Source organism: Lichenihabitans sp. PAMC28606, from assembly GCF_020616535.1.
Lineage (GTDB): Bacteria > Pseudomonadota > Alphaproteobacteria > Rhizobiales > Beijerinckiaceae > Lichenihabitans > Lichenihabitans psoromatis.
On sequence record NZ_CP085136.1, the window covers coordinates 1,433,761 to 1,453,293 of the forward strand.

The 19,533-nt window shown below is 63.0% G+C and carries 17 protein-coding genes; 15 read left to right on the forward strand and 2 right to left on the reverse strand.

Annotated elements, in window-relative coordinates; translation table 11 throughout:
• Window positions 1–106 precede the first annotated feature (106 nt).
• Window positions 107–1,426, forward strand: coding sequence for a DUF2778 domain-containing protein (locus LGH83_RS06890; RefSeq protein ID WP_227401148.1), 1,320 nt, complete (start codon window positions 107–109; stop codon window positions 1,424–1,426).
• Between the two features lie 74 nt (window positions 1,427–1,500).
• Here the strand turns inward: LGH83_RS06890 and pgi are convergent, their stop codons facing one another.
• Window positions 1,501–3,078 (reverse strand): glucose-6-phosphate isomerase, encoded by a 1,578-nt coding sequence (gene pgi, locus LGH83_RS06895; RefSeq protein WP_264479176.1) that lies wholly within the window; start codon window positions 3,076–3,078, stop codon window positions 1,501–1,503.
• 340 nt (window positions 3,079–3,418) lie between these two features.
• Between pgi and LGH83_RS06900 the strand changes: the two genes are divergently transcribed.
• The 6 genes from LGH83_RS06900 (at window position 3,419) to LGH83_RS06925 (ending at window position 10,745) form a co-directional block, all read left to right on the forward strand.
• On the forward strand, window positions 3,419–5,224 hold the full coding sequence (locus LGH83_RS06900; RefSeq protein ID WP_227401150.1) for an ABC-F family ATP-binding cassette domain-containing protein: 1,806 nt from the start codon (window positions 3,419–3,421) through the stop codon (window positions 5,222–5,224).
• 115 nt (window positions 5,225–5,339) lie between these two features.
• Entirely contained in the window at window positions 5,340–6,440 is a 1,101-nt protein-coding gene (locus LGH83_RS06905; RefSeq protein ID WP_227401151.1) for a YihY/virulence factor BrkB family protein, read from the forward strand.
• An 11-nt stretch (window positions 6,441–6,451) separates the two neighbouring features.
• Window positions 6,452–7,603 carry a M24 family metallopeptidase gene (locus LGH83_RS06910; protein WP_227401152.1) on the forward strand — a complete coding sequence of 384 codons (1,152 nt, stop codon included), beginning with the start codon at window positions 6,452–6,454 and terminating at the stop codon, window positions 7,601–7,603.
• Between the two features lie 70 nt (window positions 7,604–7,673).
• The gene (locus LGH83_RS06915) at window positions 7,674–8,264 is read left to right on the forward strand and encodes a hypothetical protein (RefSeq protein ID WP_227401153.1); all 591 of its coding nucleotides are present in this window, start codon (window positions 7,674–7,676) and stop codon (window positions 8,262–8,264) included.
• A 79-nt stretch (window positions 8,265–8,343) separates the two neighbouring features.
• Window positions 8,344–10,149 (forward strand): translation elongation factor 4, encoded by a 1,806-nt coding sequence (gene lepA, locus LGH83_RS06920; protein ID WP_227401154.1) that lies wholly within the window; start codon window positions 8,344–8,346, stop codon window positions 10,147–10,149.
• Between the two features lie 41 nt (window positions 10,150–10,190).
• Window positions 10,191–10,745, forward strand: a complete 555-nt coding sequence (locus tag LGH83_RS06925; RefSeq protein ID WP_227401155.1) for a hypothetical protein — start codon at window positions 10,191–10,193, stop codon at window positions 10,743–10,745.
• A 53-nt stretch (window positions 10,746–10,798) separates the two neighbouring features.
• On the opposite strand, the gene LGH83_RS06930 is transcribed toward LGH83_RS06925, so the two are convergent.
• Window positions 10,799–11,659, reverse strand: coding sequence for a shikimate dehydrogenase (locus LGH83_RS06930; RefSeq protein WP_413771117.1), 861 nt, complete (start codon window positions 11,657–11,659; stop codon window positions 10,799–10,801).
• A gap of 110 nt (window positions 11,660–11,769) precedes the next feature.
• Between LGH83_RS06930 and ruvB the strand changes: the two genes are divergently transcribed.
• The 8 genes from ruvB to pal all read left to right on the forward strand — a co-directional run bounded on the left by ruvB (window position 11,770) and on the right by pal (window position 19,467).
• Window positions 11,770–12,825 carry a Holliday junction branch migration DNA helicase RuvB gene (ruvB, locus tag LGH83_RS06935; RefSeq protein WP_131195281.1) on the forward strand — a complete coding sequence of 352 codons (1,056 nt, stop codon included), beginning with the start codon at window positions 11,770–11,772 and terminating at the stop codon, window positions 12,823–12,825.
• Window positions 12,822–13,268 (forward strand): tol-pal system-associated acyl-CoA thioesterase, encoded by a 447-nt coding sequence (gene ybgC, locus LGH83_RS06940; RefSeq protein WP_227401157.1) that lies wholly within the window; start codon window positions 12,822–12,824, stop codon window positions 13,266–13,268. The genes ruvB and ybgC overlap by 4 nt, the downstream gene beginning before the upstream one ends.
• A 158-nt stretch (window positions 13,269–13,426) precedes the next feature.
• Window positions 13,427–14,149 (forward strand): protein TolQ, encoded by a 723-nt coding sequence (gene tolQ / locus LGH83_RS06945; protein WP_131118684.1) that lies wholly within the window; start codon window positions 13,427–13,429, stop codon window positions 14,147–14,149.
• A gap of 24 nt (window positions 14,150–14,173) precedes the next feature.
• A complete protein-coding gene (locus LGH83_RS06950; RefSeq protein WP_131118686.1) occupies window positions 14,174–14,620 on the forward strand; it encodes an ExbD/TolR family protein in 447 nt (148 codons plus the stop codon).
• 7 nt (window positions 14,621–14,627) lie between these two features.
• On the forward strand, window positions 14,628–15,812 hold the full coding sequence (locus tag LGH83_RS19950) for a cell envelope biogenesis protein TolA (RefSeq protein ID WP_264479147.1): 1,185 nt from the start codon (window positions 14,628–14,630) through the stop codon (window positions 15,810–15,812).
• A 54-nt stretch (window positions 15,813–15,866) separates the two neighbouring features.
• Window positions 15,867–17,183 carry a Tol-Pal system beta propeller repeat protein TolB gene (gene tolB, locus LGH83_RS06960; protein ID WP_413771147.1) on the forward strand — a complete coding sequence of 439 codons (1,317 nt, stop codon included), beginning with the start codon at window positions 15,867–15,869 and terminating at the stop codon, window positions 17,181–17,183.
• A 303-nt stretch (window positions 17,184–17,486) separates the two neighbouring features.
• On the forward strand, window positions 17,487–18,719 hold the full coding sequence (locus LGH83_RS06965) for an SAM-dependent methyltransferase (protein WP_227401158.1): 1,233 nt from the start codon (window positions 17,487–17,489) through the stop codon (window positions 18,717–18,719).
• A gap of 229 nt (window positions 18,720–18,948) precedes the next feature.
• Window positions 18,949–19,467 (forward strand): peptidoglycan-associated lipoprotein Pal, encoded by a 519-nt coding sequence (pal, locus tag LGH83_RS06970; RefSeq protein WP_131118694.1) that lies wholly within the window; start codon window positions 18,949–18,951, stop codon window positions 19,465–19,467.
• The last annotated feature ends 66 nt before the right edge of the window (window positions 19,468–19,533 follow it).

The window sequence follows — 19,533 nt, forward strand, 5'->3', positions numbered from 1 at the left end:
CGTCGCGTGGTGCACGGCCCAGCCGAACGAATTCCATCAATCATGGTCCAGCTTTTAAGCGCGAGTTAACCAAACTCGGCCCCAATGTGCGTGCAGGGACATTGGGATGGATCTTCCGTCCGACTTCCACTGCGACGCGCGCGGCTCCGGCACTACCCCCATGGGCGGTGACGAGACGCGCCGTGGAACCAGTCCAAGAGCGAGACGGATGACACACGCGGCCGTACACTCCGACGACCTCTCGCCTTTCGTGAGCGGTCGCTTGCGTCGCCGGCACTCGCTTCTGCCGATCCTGTGTGGTGCTCTCGCGCTCGTATCGGGCGTGGCGGCGACCGGTGTCTTGATCGTGGCCATCCCGGCTCTGCCACCCATCCATATTGCTGCGTCGACGCTCTCGATCGCGGTGCCCCGACCCATTACGACCGCGTCGCGCCCCGCAGCCGTCGAAACCGCCGCGATGCCTCCTTCTCCAGTCGCGCCCAGCCCGGTCGCGCATGATTATGCCGCGCTGCTCGACCCCTCCGCTTTGGCGGGTGCCTCGCCCAGCTCCTTCGGGCAAAATCTGCCGCTCGGCTCCACATTCGCGGCGCTCGTGCCGACCGCGGCGCTCGGGCCGACCGGGTCGCCCGATCAGACATCGGCATCGGCATCGACCGCGTCCCTCCCGCCCTCAGCCGACGGCGTCGGAGAACCCGAGCAGACTGCCGTCTTAACGCTTCCCCCCTCGCCCACGCCGCCGCTGGTCGAAAGCCAAGCGCCGCCGATGGTGGCGGCGGCCGAACCCGTCCCGCTGCCGGTTCCGCGTCCGTCGGAGTTGAGCGGCCATGACCGGCAAGCTCCCTATCGGACCCAACCGCGTCAGATGGCGTCTCTCCAGCCGCATGCGAGCACCGCACCCACCTCGACGCCCGATAATCGCTCCTTCCTCGAAAAGCTCTTCGATGCACCGGCGCCATCGTCAGGGCCGGCCCTCGGATATGCAGCGGCGGAAGACGGTCTTTTCGGCAACCCACGGCGGCTCGCGGCCAACCCCACGATGGCGACCGATCGGGGAGTCGCGATCTATGATATTTCGGCCCACACGGTCTACATGCCCGACGGAAGCCAGCTCGAGGCTCACTCGGGGCTCGGCGACCGGCTCGACAATCCGCGCCATGTCAGTGAACGGATGCGCGGCCCGACGCCGCCGCAATCCTACGAGCTTCGCGAACGCGAAAGCCTGTTCCACGGTGTCCGCGCCTTGCGGCTGAACCCTGTCGGCGGCGGCGGAACCTACGGCCGGACGGGGCTCCTGGCCCATACCTATATGCTCGGGCCGAATGGCGACTCGAACGGCTGCGTGTCGTTCAAAAACTACAACGCCTTCCTGCAAGCTTATTTGAGCGGCCAGGTCAGGCGGCTGGTCGTCGTCGCCCGGTCGAGCTGAGGCTTGCCAGACTGTGGCCCCGGACCGCGTCGACGGCCGTCCGGGGTTGGTTCGGTCCTATCGGTCGCTTGAGATCAGCCGACCTTGGGATGGCTGAGAAGATCGCGACGATGCGTCACAAGCCCCACGGTCGATGGATCGAGCCCTTCGGTCGAGGCCGTGGCATCGGCCACGATCGGGCCGAGCTTGGACGCGAGTTCCTTGCCGAGCTCGACACCCCATTGATCGAAGGGGTTGGTGTCCCAAATCGCCGCCATCGTGAACACCCGATGCTCGTAGAGCGCGATCAACCGGCCCAGCATGGCCGGGTCGAGCTTGCGATAAAGGAAGGTTGAGGACGGCCGATTGCCCGAGAACACCTTGTGGGGTGCGAGCTTTTCGACCGCAGCGGGGTCCATGCCGCCCTTGGCAAGTTGCGCCTTCACCTCGTCGATCGATCGGCCCTGCATCAAAGCCTGGCTTTGGGCGAAGCAGTTGCTGAGCAGGATATCGTGGTGATGCCGGTCCGCATGGGTTGGCTCGGCAGCCGCCAGGAAGTCGATCGGCACGATCTCTGTGCCCTGATGGAGCAATTGGAAGAAGGCATGCTGGCCATTGGTGCCGGGCTCGCCCCATACGACCGGGCCTGTCTGGTCCTGCACCGGCGTGCCGTCGAGATGCACCGACTTGCCGTTGCTCTCCATGTCGAGTTGCTGGAGATAGGCCGGAAACCGCCCGAGCCGCTGATCGTAGGGAATGACGGCCTGGGTCGAGAAGCCGAGCACGTTGCGATACCAGACGCCGATCAGACCCATGAGGGCCGGGATGTTCTGCTCCAGCGGTGCCTCGCGGAAATGCGTATCGACCTCGAAGCCGCCGCGCAGGAAGTCCTCGAATTGAGTCGGGCCGATCAGGATCACCAGCGCGAGACCGATGCTCGACCACATGGAGTAGCGTCCACCGACCCAATCCCAGAAGCCGAACACGCGCTCGGGCTTGATGCCGAATTTTTCCACAAGGTCGAGCTTGGTCGATACCGCAGCGAAATGATGCTCGACGGCCGCTTCGCCGAGCCCGTCCGCGATCCACTTTCGGGCCGTCTGGGCGTTGGTCATGGTCTCGAGGGTCGTGAACGTCTTCGATGACACGATGAACAGGGTCGTGGCCGGATCGAGATGCTGGATCGTATCGCCGATATCGGCGCCGTCGACGTTGGACACGAAGTGACAGGCGATCCGCGGCGTGCCGTAGGGCGCCAGCGCGCGCGCCGCCATGGCTGGCCCGAGGTCCGATCCGCCGATCCCGATATTGACCACGTCGGTGATCGGGCGCCCGGTCGCGCCCGGCATCGAGCCATCACGGATCCCAGCCGCGAAAGCCGCGACCTTCTCGCGCTCGGCGATGACGTCCGGCATCACATCCTTGCCATCGACCATGACGGGCTTGCCCGAGAAGTTACGAAGGGCCGTATGCAAAGCCGGGCGGTGTTCGGTCGTGTTGTAGATCTCGCCCTTGAACATGCGCTCGCGCTTGCCCTCGAGATCTGCGCCGCGCGCCAGGGTGAACAGGGCCTGCAGAATGGCGTCATCGACGCGATGCTTCGAATAGTCGAACAGGAGATCGCCAAGGATGACGTGAAAACGATCGAAGCGCTTCGGATCGGCCGCAAACATCTCGCCGAGCGTCGCGGTCGGGTGGGTCGAGTGGACCTGTTTGAGGGCCGCGAGTCCGGCTCCGTTTTGATCTGTGGTCAAGGCAATCTCCTTCGAGGTTTCACGCAGCTAGCCAGCGGTCCATGACACCCATACGTCCGACCCATCGGGAAATCACGGGCGGAGGTCAATCGGGCGCAACTTTCGATGAACGGACGTTCCGCGCCTTGCGTCTTTGTGCGCCGCAGCAAAAACGTGGCGAGGCGATTGCGCGGCACCATATTAGCAGTTGGCGCGCGGCTCAGGCTGTGCCACCCGTTGCGCGCAGCTTTTGCACGTTTGTTGGAATTCCGCGACCCTTATGGCTCCTCCGCTTCTTACGCTTCAAAATATTCGATTGACCCTCGGCGGCAAGCCGCTTCTCGATGGGGCCGAATTTTCGGTCTCGCGCGGCGAACGCTTGTGTCTCGTCGGGCGCAATGGCTCCGGTAAGTCGACCTTCCTCAAGATCGCGGCGGGCTCGGGCGAGGCCGACAGCGGCACGCGGTTCATGCAGCCGGACGCCAGTCTGCGCTACCTGCCGCAAGAGCCGGACCTGTCGGGCTTTGATACCGTGTTGGCCTATGTCGAAGCCGATCTGGGCCCGCTCGACGACCCGTATCGCGCCATCACGCTGCTGAACGACCTTGGCCTGACTGGCAACGAGGACCCGCGTCATCTCTCGGGCGGCGAGGGCCGTCGCGCGGCATTGGCGCGTGTGCTGGCGCCCGAGCCCGACATCTTGCTGCTCGACGAGCCGACCAACCATCTCGACCTGCCGGCGATCGAGTGGCTCGAATCCGAACTGGCGAGCTTGCGCTCGGCACTGGTTCTGGTGAGCCATGATCGTCGCTTTCTCACGCGCCTGTCGCGCGCCACGTTGTGGCTCGATCGGGGCAAGACGCGGCGGATCGACCGGGGCTTCGGCGATTTCGAGGCTTGGCGCGATCAGGTACTGGAAGAAGAAGAGCGCGACCGGCACAAGCTCGATCGCAAGATCGCAATGGAAGAGGATTGGGTCCGCTACGGCGTCACGGGCCGGCGTAAGCGCAACGTGCGTCGCATGGGTGCGCTGGCGGATCTTCGCAGCGAGAGACGCGACGAGCGCCGCACCGTCGGCGAGGTCAAGATCTCGGTGTCCGAAGCCAAGACCTCCGGCAAGCTGGTGATCGAAGCCGAGGAGGTATCGAAAGCCTTCGACGAGCGTGTGATCGTGCAGGATTTCTCGACCCGTGTGTTGCGGAACGACCGGCTTGGCGTCGTCGGCGCGAACGGCGCCGGCAAGTCGACGTTGCTGAAACTGATGACGGGGCTGCTCGAGCCCGATAGCGGCTGGGTGAAGATCGGAGCCAACGTGGCGCTCGCGACCCTCGACCAGGGTCGCACCAGCTTGTTGCCGACCACGACCTTGGCTGATGCGCTGACCGGCGGCGGGAGCGACAACGTCATCATCAATGGGCAGCCGAAACATGTGATCGGCTACATGAAAGACTTTCTGTTCGGTCCTGAACAGGCGCGGACCCCGGTCGGTCGCCTGTCGGGCGGTGAGCGCGGGCGGCTGACCCTGGCGCGCGCTTTGGCTCTGCCCTCTAACCTTCTGGTGCTCGACGAACCGACCAACGATCTCGATCTCGAAACGCTCGATCTCCTGCAGGAAATGCTGGCCGATTACCCCGGCACCGTCATCGTCGTGAGCCATGACCGTGACTTTCTCGATCGCGTCGCGACCTCGGTCATGGTGTCGGAGGGCGAAGGTCGCTGGACCGAATATGCCGGCGGCTACTCCGACATGGTCGCCCAGCGTGGCGCGTCGCTGAGCGGCAAGCCGGTGGCGTCCAGCAAAGTCGATGGCAATGGCAAAGCCAAGACTGGAACCATCGCTGGTCCGAAGCGCAAGATGAGCTTCAAGGACAAACATGCGCTGGAGACCCTGCCAGGCCGCATGGAGGAGATGCGGCGCGCGGCCACGAAGATGAAGAACGTTCTTGCCGACCCGAAGCTTTACAGCCGCGATCCAGCGGGTTTCGCCAAAGCATCTGCGGCGCTGGCCAAGGCCGACAGCGATCTTGAAAAGGCCGAGACCCAGTGGATCGAACTCGAAATGCTCCGCGAGGCGAGTGAGGCGTGATGGAGCCACCCGCCCTTCGCTGCGGCATGTTTTCCGGCTAGGATTTGGCCGGTAGGATCACGGAACGTTTTCGGCCGGCGTGCCATTTTCAGCTCGAAGCGAAGAGGTCGAGACAATGTCGGATGTGGTGAAGACGAAGAAGTCGGGCCAGATCTCGGGATTGATCCTCGCGATCGCGGCCGGCATCGCCCTCGGTAAGATGGCGGGGCCGGTCGGTCGGCCCAAGCCGGTGGCCGTTCCCGAGCCGGAGAACGATCCGGCGGCCGGGCCACAAGCGGGGTCCGATACCCCACTGGTTCCGACGGTCGTCTCGCATGCGGCAGTCGTCAACCCAAATCCGGTCGCGATCTCGCATCGTCCGGGTCTCGTCGGTGTCATTTGGTCGGTCGTGGACCGGATTGGCCGCGACAACGTCTCGATGGTCGCGGCAGGGGTCGCTTTCTATACGCTTCTCGCCATTTTCCCGGCTTTGGCCGCCATCGTGTCGCTCTATGGCTTGTTCGGGGATCCGGCCGAGGTGTCCCGTCAAATCGCGCCGTTTTCGGAAATTCTCCCCCGCGAGGCGCTGACGCTGATCAACGACGGCCTCACATCCTTCGTGGCCAAGAAGTCCTCGCAGTTCAATATTGCGCTCGTGACGGGCGTGCTGCTGGCCCTGTGGAGCGCGCGCGCCGGTATGGCGTCCGTCATGACCGGGCTTAACATCGCCTATGAAGAGACGGAGCGGCGCTCGCTCGTCGTGCAGAACCTCGTCGCACTCGGCATGACGTTCGCCGCCATCCTGATCGCGATCGCGATTGTCTTCGCGATCGGGATCATCCCGGCAGCCCTCGCGCTGCTGCATGTGCCGACGCAATTGGCGACCACGATCGCGCTCGCCCGCTGGCCGCTGCTGGCCGTTATCATCTTGCTCGGCTTCGCGGTGCTCTACCGTTTCGCGCCATGCCGGCAGAAAGCGAGATGGGAATGGATCACCTGGGGCTCTGCCACCGCCACGGCCTTGTGGCTCGGCGGCTCCTGGCTTTTCTCCTTCTATGTCGGGCATTTCGGCAGCTATGACGCGACCTATGGATCGCTCGGCGCCGTCGTCGTGCTGCTGCTTTGGTTCTGGGTCGCGGCGCTGGTGTTTCTCCTTGGTGCGGAGGTCGATGCCGAACTTCACGCGCGGGCGCGAGCAACGGGTTCACCGACCAAGGGCCTTCCGACAAGCCGATAGGGTTCTCATCGATGGCGGTTCATTTTAGTCTAGACGAAATGGCCGACCGGATGCGGCGCCTGCAGACCGTCATGGCCGAACGGCAGATCGATGGCATGCTGCTGTTCGCGCAGGAGAGCATGTTCTGGCTGACCGGTTACGATACGTTCGGGTTCTGCTTTTTTCAGTGCCTTCATGTCGGGCAGGATGGCCGGACCGCGTTGCTGACCCGCTCGGCCGACCTCCGGCAGGCGCAGCATACGTCGCTCATCGATACCATCCGTGTCTGGGTCGATGCGGCCGAGGCCAATCCGGCGCATGATCTCAGGGCCATGTTGGCCGACCTCGGCGTCGCGGGTCACCGTCTCGGCGTCGAATACGATTCCTACGGCTTGACCTATGCGAATGGACAGCGGGTCGCCTCCGCTCTCGAGGGATTCGTGACCCTCGTCGACGCCTCGTCGATCGTTCCGCGTCTGCGGGTCACCAAATCGGACGCCGAACTCGCCTTTGTGCGGGAAGCGGCCCGCTTGTCGGATGCAGCCGATCGCGCTGCCATCGACGCAACCCGCGCCGGCGCGGACGAGGGCGACATCCTGGCGGCACAGCAGAGTGCCATCTTCGCGGGCGGCGGTGATTACCCGGGCAACGAATTCATCATCGGATCGGGTCGCGATGCGCTTCTGTGCCGCTACAAGTCCGGGCGGCGACGGCTCGACGCGAACGATCAGATCACGCTGGAATTCGCCGGTGTGTTCCGCCACTACCATGCTGCCATCATGCGGACCCACGTGATCGGACGCGCTCGGGCGCAGCATGTCGCCTATCACGCGGCCGCTCGGGAAGCTCTGGCGGCCTGCGAGACGGAGCTTCGGCCGGGTCGCACGGCGGGTGACGTCTATGCGGCGCATGCCCGTGTGTTCGACCAGCATGGCTTGTCACATCATCGGTTGAACGCCTGCGGTTATTCGCTCGGCGCCAAATTCACCCCGTCGTGGATGGACCCGCCGATGTTCTTCGCCAACAACTATTGGGTGCTGGCCCCGAACCAGGTGGTGTTCCTCCACATGATCCTGATGGATTCCGAGACCGACACCGCCATGTGCCTCGGCCGAACCTCGATCGTGACGTTAACCGGCCCACAGGTCATCAACGCCGCCAATCTGGACCTCGTGACCAAATAGCTTTAACTCGAGCTTAGGAAAGCTGTGCTGGTGCCGACGAGGCGACCGGCGCGGAGGCTTGGGAGCGGGCATGTATCGACGATCTCACCTGCGGCACGGTCAGGTCCTTGGCCTTGGATTGGCCGGCCTGACGATCGCGATGGCCCTGGGTGGTTGCGAGGCGGTACCGGATGCACGCGTTGGGCGCGGAGACGTTCGCAACGCCATCGCGCGCGGCCAGTTGACGAGCCCGCGCGCCGCGACGGTGGCGCTGGTGAGCCTCGATGGCGCACCTGATCAGGTTGCGGCTCGTTTCCGTCAGAGCCTGTTCGGCGAGGCCGCCTCGCGCGAAATCACAGTCACGGACGAAGCCTCGGCGCATTATCTGGTTCGAGGCTATCTCTCGGCCTATCCGGGCGAGACCGGCGGCACCACGCTCTCCTATGTCTACGACGTTTTCGAAGCCGGCCGGAAGCAACGGGAACAGCGGATCGAAGATACGATCGACCTGCCGGTCGCCGCCGCCGATCCCTGGAGCGTGGTGAGCGACAGCGTCGTCACGACTCTCGCGGGCCGCAGCGCCGACGACCTTGCGGTGGCCCTGTCTGGCACCCCGGAGGCCCAGGCGCAGGGTGGAAAGGTCGCTAGTGTCGCACCGTCGGGACAGCCGCCCCTCAACTAAGAAGAGACATCCGACTTTTCAGGCGTAAACCAAGACGCTTCGCCTTGGTTTTCCCCGGCGCGACTGCTATTGCGGCCGGATGACGTCGCATACCTTTGCCAACATCCGCAATTTTTCCATCGTGGCCCATATCGACCACGGCAAGTCCACGCTCGCCGACCGTTTGATCCAAACGACCGGCACCGTCGCGTTGCGTGACATGAGCGAGCAGATGCTCGACAGCATGGATATCGAGCGTGAACGCGGCATCACGATCAAGGCCCAGACGGTCCGCCTCGAATATAAGGCGGAGGACGGCCTCACCTACATCCTCAACCTGATGGATACGCCCGGCCACGTCGATTTCGCCTACGAGGTCTCGCGTTCCCTCGCGGCCTGCGAAGGGTCGCTGCTGGTGGTCGACGCGAGCCAGGGCGTCGAGGCGCAGACGCTCGCCAACGTCTATCAGGCGCTCGACGCCGGACACGAGATCGTGCCGATCCTCAACAAGATCGATCTGCCGGCCGCCGAGCCCGAGCGCATCAAGGAGCAGATCGAGGACGTCATCGGGCTCGATGCGTCCGACGCCGTGATGATCTCGGCCAAGACGGGGCTGAACATCGAGGGCGTGCTGGAGGCGATCGTCAAGCGCCTGCCGCCACCCAAAGGAGACGAGACCGCGCCCCTGAAAGCGCTGCTGGTCGACAGCTGGTACGACGCCTATCTTGGCGTCGTGGTGCTGGTCCGCGTCATCGACGGCACGATGAAAAAGGGCTCCAAGATCCGCACGATGGCGACCAATGCTCACTACGAGGTCGATCGCATCGGTGTCTTCACGCCCAAGATGAAGGATGTTTCGGTCCTCGGTCCGGGCGAGATCGGCTTCATCACCGCGCAGATCAAGGAAGTGGCCGACACCCGCGTCGGCGATACGATTACCGATGAGCGCAAGCCGACCGCCGAGGCCCTGCCCGGCTTCAAGCCGGCGCAGCCAGTCGTGTTTTGCGGCCTGTTTCCGGTCGATGCCGCCGATTTCGAGGATTTGCGCGCCGCAATGGGGCGCCTGCGCCTCAACGACGCAAGCTTCTCCTACGATATGGAAAGCTCTGCGGCGCTCGGCTTCGGGTTCCGTTGCGGCTTTCTCGGACTGCTGCATCTCGAAATCATCCAGGAGCGGCTCGAGCGCGAGTTCAATCTCGATCTCATCGCCACAGCGCCCTCGGTCATCTACGAGATCGCGATGCGCGACGGTACGCAGATCGACCTGCATAATCCGGCCGATATGCCAGACGTGATGCAGATCTTGGAATTCCGCGAACCGTGGATCAGGGCGACGCTGCTCACGCCGGACGATTACCTCGGCAGCATCTTAAAGCTTTGTCAGGATCGGCGCGGCATACAGGTCGACCTCAACTATGTCGGCAAACGCGCGATGGTGACCTACGATCTGCCGCTGAACGAAGTCGTGTTCGACTTCTACGATCGGCTGAAGTCGATCTCGAAGGGCTATGCCAGCTTCGACTACAATATCACCGACTATAAGCCGGGCGACCTCGTCAAAATGTCGATCCTGGTCAATGCCGAGCCGGTCGACGCGCTGTCGATGCTGGTGCATCGCGACCGTGCCGAAATGCGGGGCCGCGCCATGGTGGACAAGCTGAAGGATCTCATCCCGCAGCATATGTTCCAGATCCCCGTGCAGGCCGCGATCGGCGGCAAGATCATCGCGCGCGAGACCATCCGGGCGCTCCGGAAGGACGTGACCGCCAAGTGCTACGGCGGCGACGTGACCCGCAAGCGCAAGCTGCTCGAGAAGCAGAAAGCCGGTAAGAAGAAGATGCGACAGTTCGGCAAGGTCGAAATTCCGCAGGAGGCTTTCATCGCCGCCCTGAAGATGGACAGCTGATTTCAAGACACGTGACGGTCGGACGCCCCTGGAGTTTACGCATGAAGGCCCTCTGTGTTCTCGCTTTGGTGTGCGCCGCGGCCCTCCCGCTTCCGGCTTTTGCCAAGGTCAAGGTGCCGCCGTTCGGCTGTGCCTCCTTCATGGAGGATTTCACCAAAGCGGCGCAGCCCAACAAAGTGACGTTCGAACGCCCGCTGAACATCACGCGCGGCTTTTTCGGTGACGATGAGGGCGTCGAAGTCCGGGTTCTCGCGACGGGCGAGAATGTCGAAGGCACGCTGAAATGCCACGGCGACGAGTTTCGGCGCTTCGAAGTTCGCGTGGCGGCCCCGGTCGATGAGAAGCTTGAGACCACGCTGAAGGCTTATGAGCAAGCCGCTCTGATCGCGGCTTTTCGGTGGGACCGCGCCAAAGCCGAGATGATCGTGAATGCGATGAGCAGCGACGCGGCCGAATATCTCAAAGCCTCGGTTCAGCGGGGCGACACTTTCCTTTCCGGCAAGGTCGAGTATCACCAGGGTGATACGCTCGATCTTGGCCTGATCTGGACCGACACGGACCACACCTTCATCATCGCGAGCCAAACATCCGACTAGAGCGCGTTCGCCTTGGCAAATTCGCTCCGCTAACCGCGCTCACCGGCCGTCGATCACGGCCTCGGTGCGTTGACGTCGGCTTCGATCAAAGCACGTAGCGCTTCGGTGACGACCGGGGTTTGCCCGAACCAATGCGCGAAGCCTGGCACGGCTTGATGCAGCAACATGCCGAGCCCATCGACGGTGCGATGGCCCCTGGCCTTGGCGGCCGTGAGGAGATCGGTTTCGAGCGGCACATAGACGATGTCGCAGACGAGCGCGTCGCGGTTCAACGCCGCGAGGTCGAGGTGGAGCTGTGGCTTCCCAACCATCCCGAGGGTCGTCGTATTGACCAGCAGATCGGCCGAGCCGAGTTGCTGGCTCACCCGATCCCACCCATGGGCGGAGACGCGCGGGCCGAAGTGACGCGCGAGATCCTCGGCGGTGCCGATCGTGCGATTCAACACGCTCACGGAAAGACCTCGTTGCAGCAGGCCGTAGACCACGGCCCGCGCCGCGCCGCCTGCACCGAGCACGACCGCGTGGCCGCCGCCGTTGCCGTCCCAACCCGGCGCGCCGACATCGAGATTGGCCAAAAACCCGAACGCATCCGTATTGCCGCCCTGTAAGCGGCCATTCTCGAACCACAGCGTATTGACGGCGCCGATCGCCCGCGCGGCGGCGTCGATGTCGTCGACCAGCGCCATCACGGCACTCTTATGCGGCACCGTGACGTTGCCGCCGAGAAATCCCGCCGCTGCCAGGCCATCGATGAAGGCTGGCAGATCGGACGGCTCGACGTCGATCTTCTCATAACGTCCGGGCAGCTTGAGCGCATCGAGCCAGAACCCGTGAACCAGCGGCGAGCGCGAGTGAGCGATCGGGTGGCCGATGACGAAAGCGCGGGGGGACAGCGGCATGATGCTCGATCGCAACGAGGGTGACCGCGGCCCGGCCCGGCATAGCGGTTCGCCTAGCACGACGTCTCTATGCTATTCGAGAACAAATCACCGCCAAAGCGCCCGCGACAGCCCGGACCCCCTCAGTGTCAGACCAGCCCCGACGCCTGCTCACCCCGGACCTTCGCGATGACGACCACGAGGCGTCGCTGCGGCCGCAGGTGCTGGAGGACTTCACCGGCCAGGAGGCGCTTCGTAAGAACCTCAAGGTGTTCGTCGAAGCCGCCAAAACCCGGGGCGAAGCGCTCGATCACGTGCTGTTCGTCGGGCCGCCCGGCCTTGGCAAGACGACGCTGGCTCAAATCGTGGCGCGCGAACTCGGCGTCAACTTTCGCTCGACCTCTGGTCCCGTCATCGCCAAGGCGGGCGACCTTGCGGCGCAATTGACCGCGCTCGAAGATCGCGATGTTTTGTTTATCGACGAAATTCATCGGCTCAATCCGGCCGTGGAGGAGATCCTCTATCCGGCCATGGAAGATTTCCAGCTCGATCTCATCATCGGCCAAGGTCCTGCGGCCCGGTCGGTGAAGATCGATCTCGCCAAATTCACGCTCGTGGGCGCGACCACGCGGGCGGGCTTGCTGACGACGCCTCTGCGCGATCGCTTCGGCATCCCGCTGCGGCTGAATTTCTATAATGTAACCGAACTCGAAAGCATCGTGCGGCGCGGGGCGCGGGTGCTGGGGATCGGCATGGCGCCCGATGGCGCCAATGAGATTGCGCGGCGGGCGCGGGGCACGCCCCGGATCGCGGGACGCTTGCTCCGCCGGGTGCGCGATTTTGCCGTTGTCGATGACGAACCGATCATCACCCGCAAGGTCGCCGACCGCGCCCTGAAACTGCTGGACGTCGACGATGTCGGCCTCGACCAGATGGATCGACGTTACCTCGACGCCGTTTCAATCTCGTTTGGTGGCGGCCCGGTCGGCATCGAGACGATTGCGGCCGCCTTGTCGGAGCCTCGCGACGCGATCGAAGATATCATCGAGCCGTTCCTGATCCAGCTCGGCTTTCTGCATCGGACGCCGCGCGGCCGCATGCTGACCCCGCATGCGTTCCGTCACCTGGGGCTTGCGGTCCCCTCGCAAGCGCCTGTCGCCAATCAGATCGGGCTGTTCGATCTCGGAGACGATGTCGGATGAGCGGTGCCGCTTTCGAGGCGCATCGATGGAGCGTGCGTGTCTATTACGAGGACACGGATTTCTCCGGCGTCGTCTATCACGCCAATTATCTGCGGTTTCTCGAGCGGGGCCGCACCGAGTTCCTGCGCCATCTCGGCATCAACCAGGCCGAGCTCCGCGCCTCGCCTGAGAGCGATCCGATGGCCTTTGCGGTCCGGCATATGACGCTCGATTTTCGCGCCGCCGCCCGGATGGACGATATCTTGATGGTCGACACCATCATCGAGGCGCTCGGCGGCGCGTCGGTCACGATGGGTCAGTCGATCCGGCGCGGCGAGGACATCCTGGTTATCGCCGACGTCCGCATCGGCTTGGTTCAAGACGGCCGAGCGCGGCGCTTTCCCCCCGCTTTGATGGCGAGATTGCGACCCGATGGGAAACATTTGTCGCCTTCGATCGCATAAACCTTTCAGTAACGGCTCCTTAACGATAATCAGGGATTAACTCGTCGCGTGGATTCGCCGAGGAGCCGTCCTGTTCAAGCCCCAGAATTGACCGATTTTGGCGACAGGACACACGACCATCCTTCTAGAGACGCGTCGACCGCAAGGACTTAGAGCCGATGAACCCTGCCGATGTCGCAGCCCCGGTCGCCGATATTTCGATCTTCGGAATGTTTTGGAACGCCCATCTGGTCGTGAAAGTGGTGATGCTCGGCCTGTTGTTCGCCTCCGTTTGGTGTTGGGCGATCATCATCAACAAGACGATCCTGTTCTCCAAGACCCGGAAGGCTATCGACCGATTCGAGACGGTGTTCTGGTCCGGGCAGTCTTTGGAAGAACTTTATACGACCCTGTCGCAACGCGAGACGATCGGCATGGCGTCGCTGTTCGTGGCTGCCATGCGCGAGTGGAAGCGCTCGTTCCAGAACGTCGGTTCGTCCTTCATGGGGCTGCATGCACGGCTCGAGAAGGTGCTCGACGTGTCGATTGCCCGAGAAGTCGAGAAGCTCGAACATAACCTCATCGTGCTGGCGACCGTGGCGTCGACGGCCCCGTTCGTCGGGCTGTTCGGCACGGTCTGGGGAATCATGACCTCGTTCCGATCGATCGCGGCCTCGAAGAACACCTCGCTCGCGGTCATCGCACCGGGTCTTGCCGAAGCGCTGTTGGCGACAGCCATCGGCCTCTTCGCGGCCATTCCGGCGCTGATCTTCTTCAACAACCTGCAAGGCATCGTGGCGAAGTTCCAGGCCCGGATGGAAAGCTTCGCCGACGAGTTCTCGTCGATCCTGTCGCGGCAGATCGATCAGCATGTCGGTGGCGAACGCGATCGCGCAGCCTGATCCCCTCTAGTCGGAGAGCATCCCATGGGCATGTCCGTATCGGCGGGTGGCAAAGGCGGACGGCGTCGGCGGGGCGTGCCGCGCTATGGCGCGATGGCCGAGATCAACATGACGCCGTTCATCGACGTCATCCTGGTGCTGCTCATCATCTTCATGGTGTCGGCTCCCCTGCTGGCGAGCGGTGTGCCGATCGACCTGCCGCAGACCAAGGCGGCGCAGCTCAACGTCGACCAGAAGCCGCTCAGCGTGGCGGTAGATCCCAAGGGCGACATTTATATTCTCGATCAGCCGGTCACGGTCGACGAGCTTCCGGCCAAGCTGCAGGCGCTCGCCAAGGCGGGCTATGATGAGCGCATCTACGTGCGTGGTGCCAAGACCGTGAACTACGGTCGCATCGCCGAAGTCATGTCGATCATCACGGCCTCTGGTTACAAAAAGGTCGCGCTCGTCACGGACCAAGACACGAAGTGAGATCGTCGTGTCGGTGAAGCGTCGCTTTTCAGAGCCCGGATTCGTCGTCTCCGTGGTCGTCCACGTGGCGGCCTTGGGCGCTGCGCTCGTGTCGTTTTCCTCGGCGCCGGTCTTCGATGACGTTCAGGAGACCGTTCCGGTCGAGATGGTGACCGACGCGCAATTCAACCAGATCATGAAGGGCGAGAAGACCGCCAAGGAGGTTCGTCCCGAGGCTGTCGCGAAAGCCGAAGCGGTCGCTCCGGTCGAGGACACCAAGCCAAACCCGCCGACGCCCGACCAGTCGAAAGACGTTCCTTCACCGCCGCCTCCCCCGCCGCCACCGCCCCCTCCCCCGGCGCCTCTGCCGCCGGTGCGCGAGGCTGCCCTGCCGCCCGATACGTCGCCTCCGATGCCGCCCGTGCCGGATACGCCGCCGCCGCCGACCCCCGACACACCGCAGGCCGATACCTCGCCGCCGCTCCCACCCGTGCGCGATGTGGAGGCCGAGCCCGTCGCGCCGAAGCCGGAGCCAAAACCGAAGCCTCCCGTTCCCAAGCCGATTCCGAAGCCGGATCCGGTTCCGCTGCCGCCGCATCCGGTTGTGGCCAAGCTGCACGACAAGACGCCGCCGCCGAAACCCCGGCCGGTCGACCGGCCGAAGGTCGATCAAGTCGCCAAGCTGATGGAGGATCAGCCGACCGACCTGACCCCGCCGGCGAAGAACACGGCGCGGACCAGCAAGCCGGTGCATGAGACGAGCGACACGAGCAAGTTCGACCCGACCGACATTTCCCGGCTGCTGAGCCGGGAGGCGCCGGCGCAACGCGCGTCGCGCGGGCCCGATACGAGCCGCGTCGCCTCGCTCGGATCGCCCACCGCCAATGCGCCGAAGATGTCGCCATCGATGTGGGCCGGTCTGGATGGATTGCTCGAAGATCAATATCGCCAATGCTGGAGCTATCTCGGCCTCAGCACCGGCCAGAAATACATTCCGCAGGTTCGCGTGGTCTATGGCCCATCGGGATCGCTCGAGGCCGAGCCTGTTCTGATCAATCCGCCCTCCGACCCTTCTCTGCAGAGCCTCGCCGACAGTGCCCTGCGGGCGGTGCGGCGCTGCAATCCGCTTAAAATTCCGGAGCAATACGCCCCCTATTACGATCTTTGGAAGGGCCGTGTGTTGCGGTTCGACCCCGAAGAGATGGCCGGCTGAGCCGGATCAGATCACGTGCCGAATTTTGACACCATCCAGAAGGATCGCCCTATGATGAGGCTCCGCCTCGACCATGTCCGAGCCATCCTGGCGATCGTCGCCGGATTATTGGCTTTCTCACTGGCCCCGGCGTCGGCTGAGGAACGTTTCCTCGACATCCGCCCCGGCGGACAGTTCAAGCCTGTTACAATCGCGATCACAAAATTTGCGAGCGATGATGCCGATGGCAGCAAGATCACCGGCATCATCACCAACAACTTCAAACGGTCGGTCTTTCTCTCACCGACCGACCCGAGCGCCTTTCCCGAGCAGGCTCCGAACCCCGAGGCGCCCCAGATGGCGGCTTGGCAGCATAGCGGCGCCCAGTTCGTCGTCACCGGACGCACGCATCGCGAGGGGGATGGGCGCATCAAGACCGAGTTCCGCCTGTGGGACTCGTCCAATGGGCAGCAGGTCGCGGGCCAACAATATGTGACCGATGCCACCAACTCGCGCCGTGTGGCCCATATCGTGTCGGATGCGATCTTCACCCGCATCACCGGCGAGAAGGGCTTCTTCGATTCGCGCGTCGTCTTTGTGGACGAGACGGGCTCGGCGGAACATCGCCGCAAGCGCCTTGCCATCATGGACCAGGACGGCGGCAACGTGAAATATCTGACCAAGGGAGACGATCTCGTGGTGACGCCCCGCTTCTCACCGAATTCGCAGGAGGTGACCTACATGTCCTTCGGCGACTCAGATCCGAAGGTCTATCTGCTCAACATCGAGACCGGCCAGCGTGAGGTCGTGGGTAACTTCCCCGGCATGACGTTCAGCCCCCGCTTCTCGCCCGATGGCGGCAAGGTCATCATGTCGCTATCGGAAGGGTCCTCCTCCAATCTCTACACGATGGATATCGCCTCGCACACGACTACCCGCCTGACCAATACGGCGGCGATCGATACGTCGCCGTCCTACTCGCCCGATGGGTCGCAGATCGTGTTCGAGTCCGATCGTGGTGGCAGCCAGCAGATCTATATCATGGCAGCGTCGGGTGGCACCGCGAAGCGACTGTCGTTCGGCGATGGCCATTATTCGACGCCGGTCTGGTCTCCCAAGGGCGATTACATCGCCTTTACGCGCCAAAAAGGCGGCAGCTTCGGGATCGGCGTGATGAAGCCGGATGGGTCGGGCGAGCGCATCTTGACTGAAGGCTTCCACAACGAAGGCCCGACATGGGCGCCGAACGGCCTCTATCTGATGTTCTTTCGCGATCCGGGCGGCCAGTCTGGATCCAAGATCTTCATGACGGATATTTTCGGTCGGGGCGAGTTCCCGGTGGCGACCGGCTCGTTCGCGTCCGATCCGTCCTGGGGTCCCCTGCTGAACTAATCGAAGCGAAGCGACATCGCCTCGTTCAGAGTGCCGGTCGATCCCTCGACCGGCACTTTTTTTATGTCACTCACGCTGCGAGACGGCACAGTCGCGGTCACGTCAGGCGACATAACGTTTCAGCCCGAGAGAACCTCCGCGGAGCAGAAACGTTTCAAAAAATTGCCACAAAGGCGAAAATGCTTTGGACATTTTGTCCGTTTGGGTTTGAAATCTCGTCATGACCTTTGTGTACGTGCCGGGTCGACGTCGTCCACCCGAGCAGCACGGAGATGACAGGACCGAAAGAGCGGCAATCCCAACATGCTCAAATCAAAGCTGAATTCGATCTTCCGCCAGGGCCGGTTGACGGTCATTCTCGACGGTGGAAAGCAATATACCTTCGGCGACGGCCAAACGGGCCACGAGCCCGTCGTGGTTCGCCTCAAGGGACATCTCACTCCCCTCAAGATCGCCGCCGATCCGGATCGCTTCCTCGGCCAGGCCTATATGGACGGCGATCTCATCATGGAGCAGGGCAGTATTTACGATCTGCTCGATCTCGCCGGCACCAATCTCGCCGGCCTGCCACAGCATTATCCAGGTATAATCCGACGCGCGGGCTACAAAGCTTTGGCGGCCGTTCAGCAATACAACAATCAGCGTCGTTCGCGTCGCAATGTCGCCCACCATTACGATCTCTCGACCGATCTCTATCGGTTGTTCCTGGATCAGGATCTCCAATATTCCTGTGCTTACTTCGCCGATCCAACCGTCTCGTTGGACGACGCGCAGACGGCCAAAAAGCGGCATATCATCGCCAAACTGCTGCTGAAGCCGGGACAGCGCGTGCTCGATATCGGCTGCGGCTGGGGCGGGATGGCGATCAGCATCGCGCAACAGGAGAATGTTCACGTCCTGGGCGTGACACTCTCGACGGAGCAATTGAAGGTCGCCCGGCAAAGAGTGGAGGACCTCGGATTGCAGGACCGGGTCACCTTCGAATTACGGGACTATCGCACGCTCGAGGGTACGTTCGATCGGATCGTGTCGGTCGGCATGTTCGAGCATGTCGGCACGCCCCAATATAAGACATACTTCAACACCGTCTCCCGATTGCTTGCGCCGAATGGCGTTGCGCTCATTCATTCGATCGGCCGCAACCACGGCATCGCCAAGCCGAATGCCTGGATCAATAAATACATCTTTCCAGGCGGCTACATCCCATCCCTCTCGGAAGTGATTCCGCCGATCGAGACGAGCGGATTGTGGCTCACTGACCTTGAAGTGCTGCGCCTGCACTATGCGGAGACGCTGAAACATTGGCGCGAGCGGTTTCTGCAGCGCAAGGGAGAGCTCGGCAGCCTTTATGACGAGCGATTCTGCCGGATGTGGGAGTTTTATCTGGCGGCCAGCGAGATGTCATTTCGGCACGGCGGCTTCATGGTGTTTCAGGCGCAATTGTCGAACAGCGTCGACGCCGTGCCATTGACGCGCGACTACATGGTCGACACCGCGGATCGTGCGCCCTTGCCCCTGGTACAAGCGGCAGAGTGATCGCGCGCGCAGGTTGTTGCTTTTAGACCACAGGAGCGCAACTCCTGTGGTGTGTCTCTCCTGCTGAGGGTTGATGCCGCATTGCGGCCATCAAGGGCTTCTTAACCAAGGCTGGTCGTAAGGACACGCACCCCGGTCTCTTACCTTCCATCAAGGTTGATAAAAACCTTCGCTTAACCAAGGCGTGGCTACTTGATTGCAACGTCGGGCGACCGCAACAGGAGTCTCCATGCCCCAGATCTTTTCGAGCCGTAACTTCAAACTGGCGATTGTGCTGATGGCCGGCCTTGCCGTCACGGCCTGCGCCAAGAACAATGCCGATGAGGCCGCGCTCGGCGGTTTTGGTGGAGCTGGCGGCGCCGGTGGTGCGGCCGTGCCGGGCAGCGCACAGGATTTCGCCGTCAACGTCGGCGATCGCATCTTCTTTGAAACCGATCAGACGGATCTCACCCCGACCGCGACCGCGACGCTCGACAAGCAGGCGCGCTGGCTCGCCCAATATCCGCGCTATGCCTTCACGGTCGAGGGTCATGCCGACGAACGTGGCACACGCGAATATAATTTCGCACTCGGCGCACGCCGTGCCGAAGCCGCGAAGGACTATCTTGCGTCGCGCGGCATTGCCGCAGCCCGGATCAAGACGATCAGCTACGGCAAAGAGCGTCCTGTGGCGGTCTGTAACGACATTTCATGCTGGTCGCAGAACCGCCGCGCCGTGACGGTGCTGAAGACAGGCGGTCAATCCTAATAGCCAAACGCTCGCGGTCGGATACATGCCGACCGCGGGGCTTCTCGTGAGGCCCATGTTGGTTCG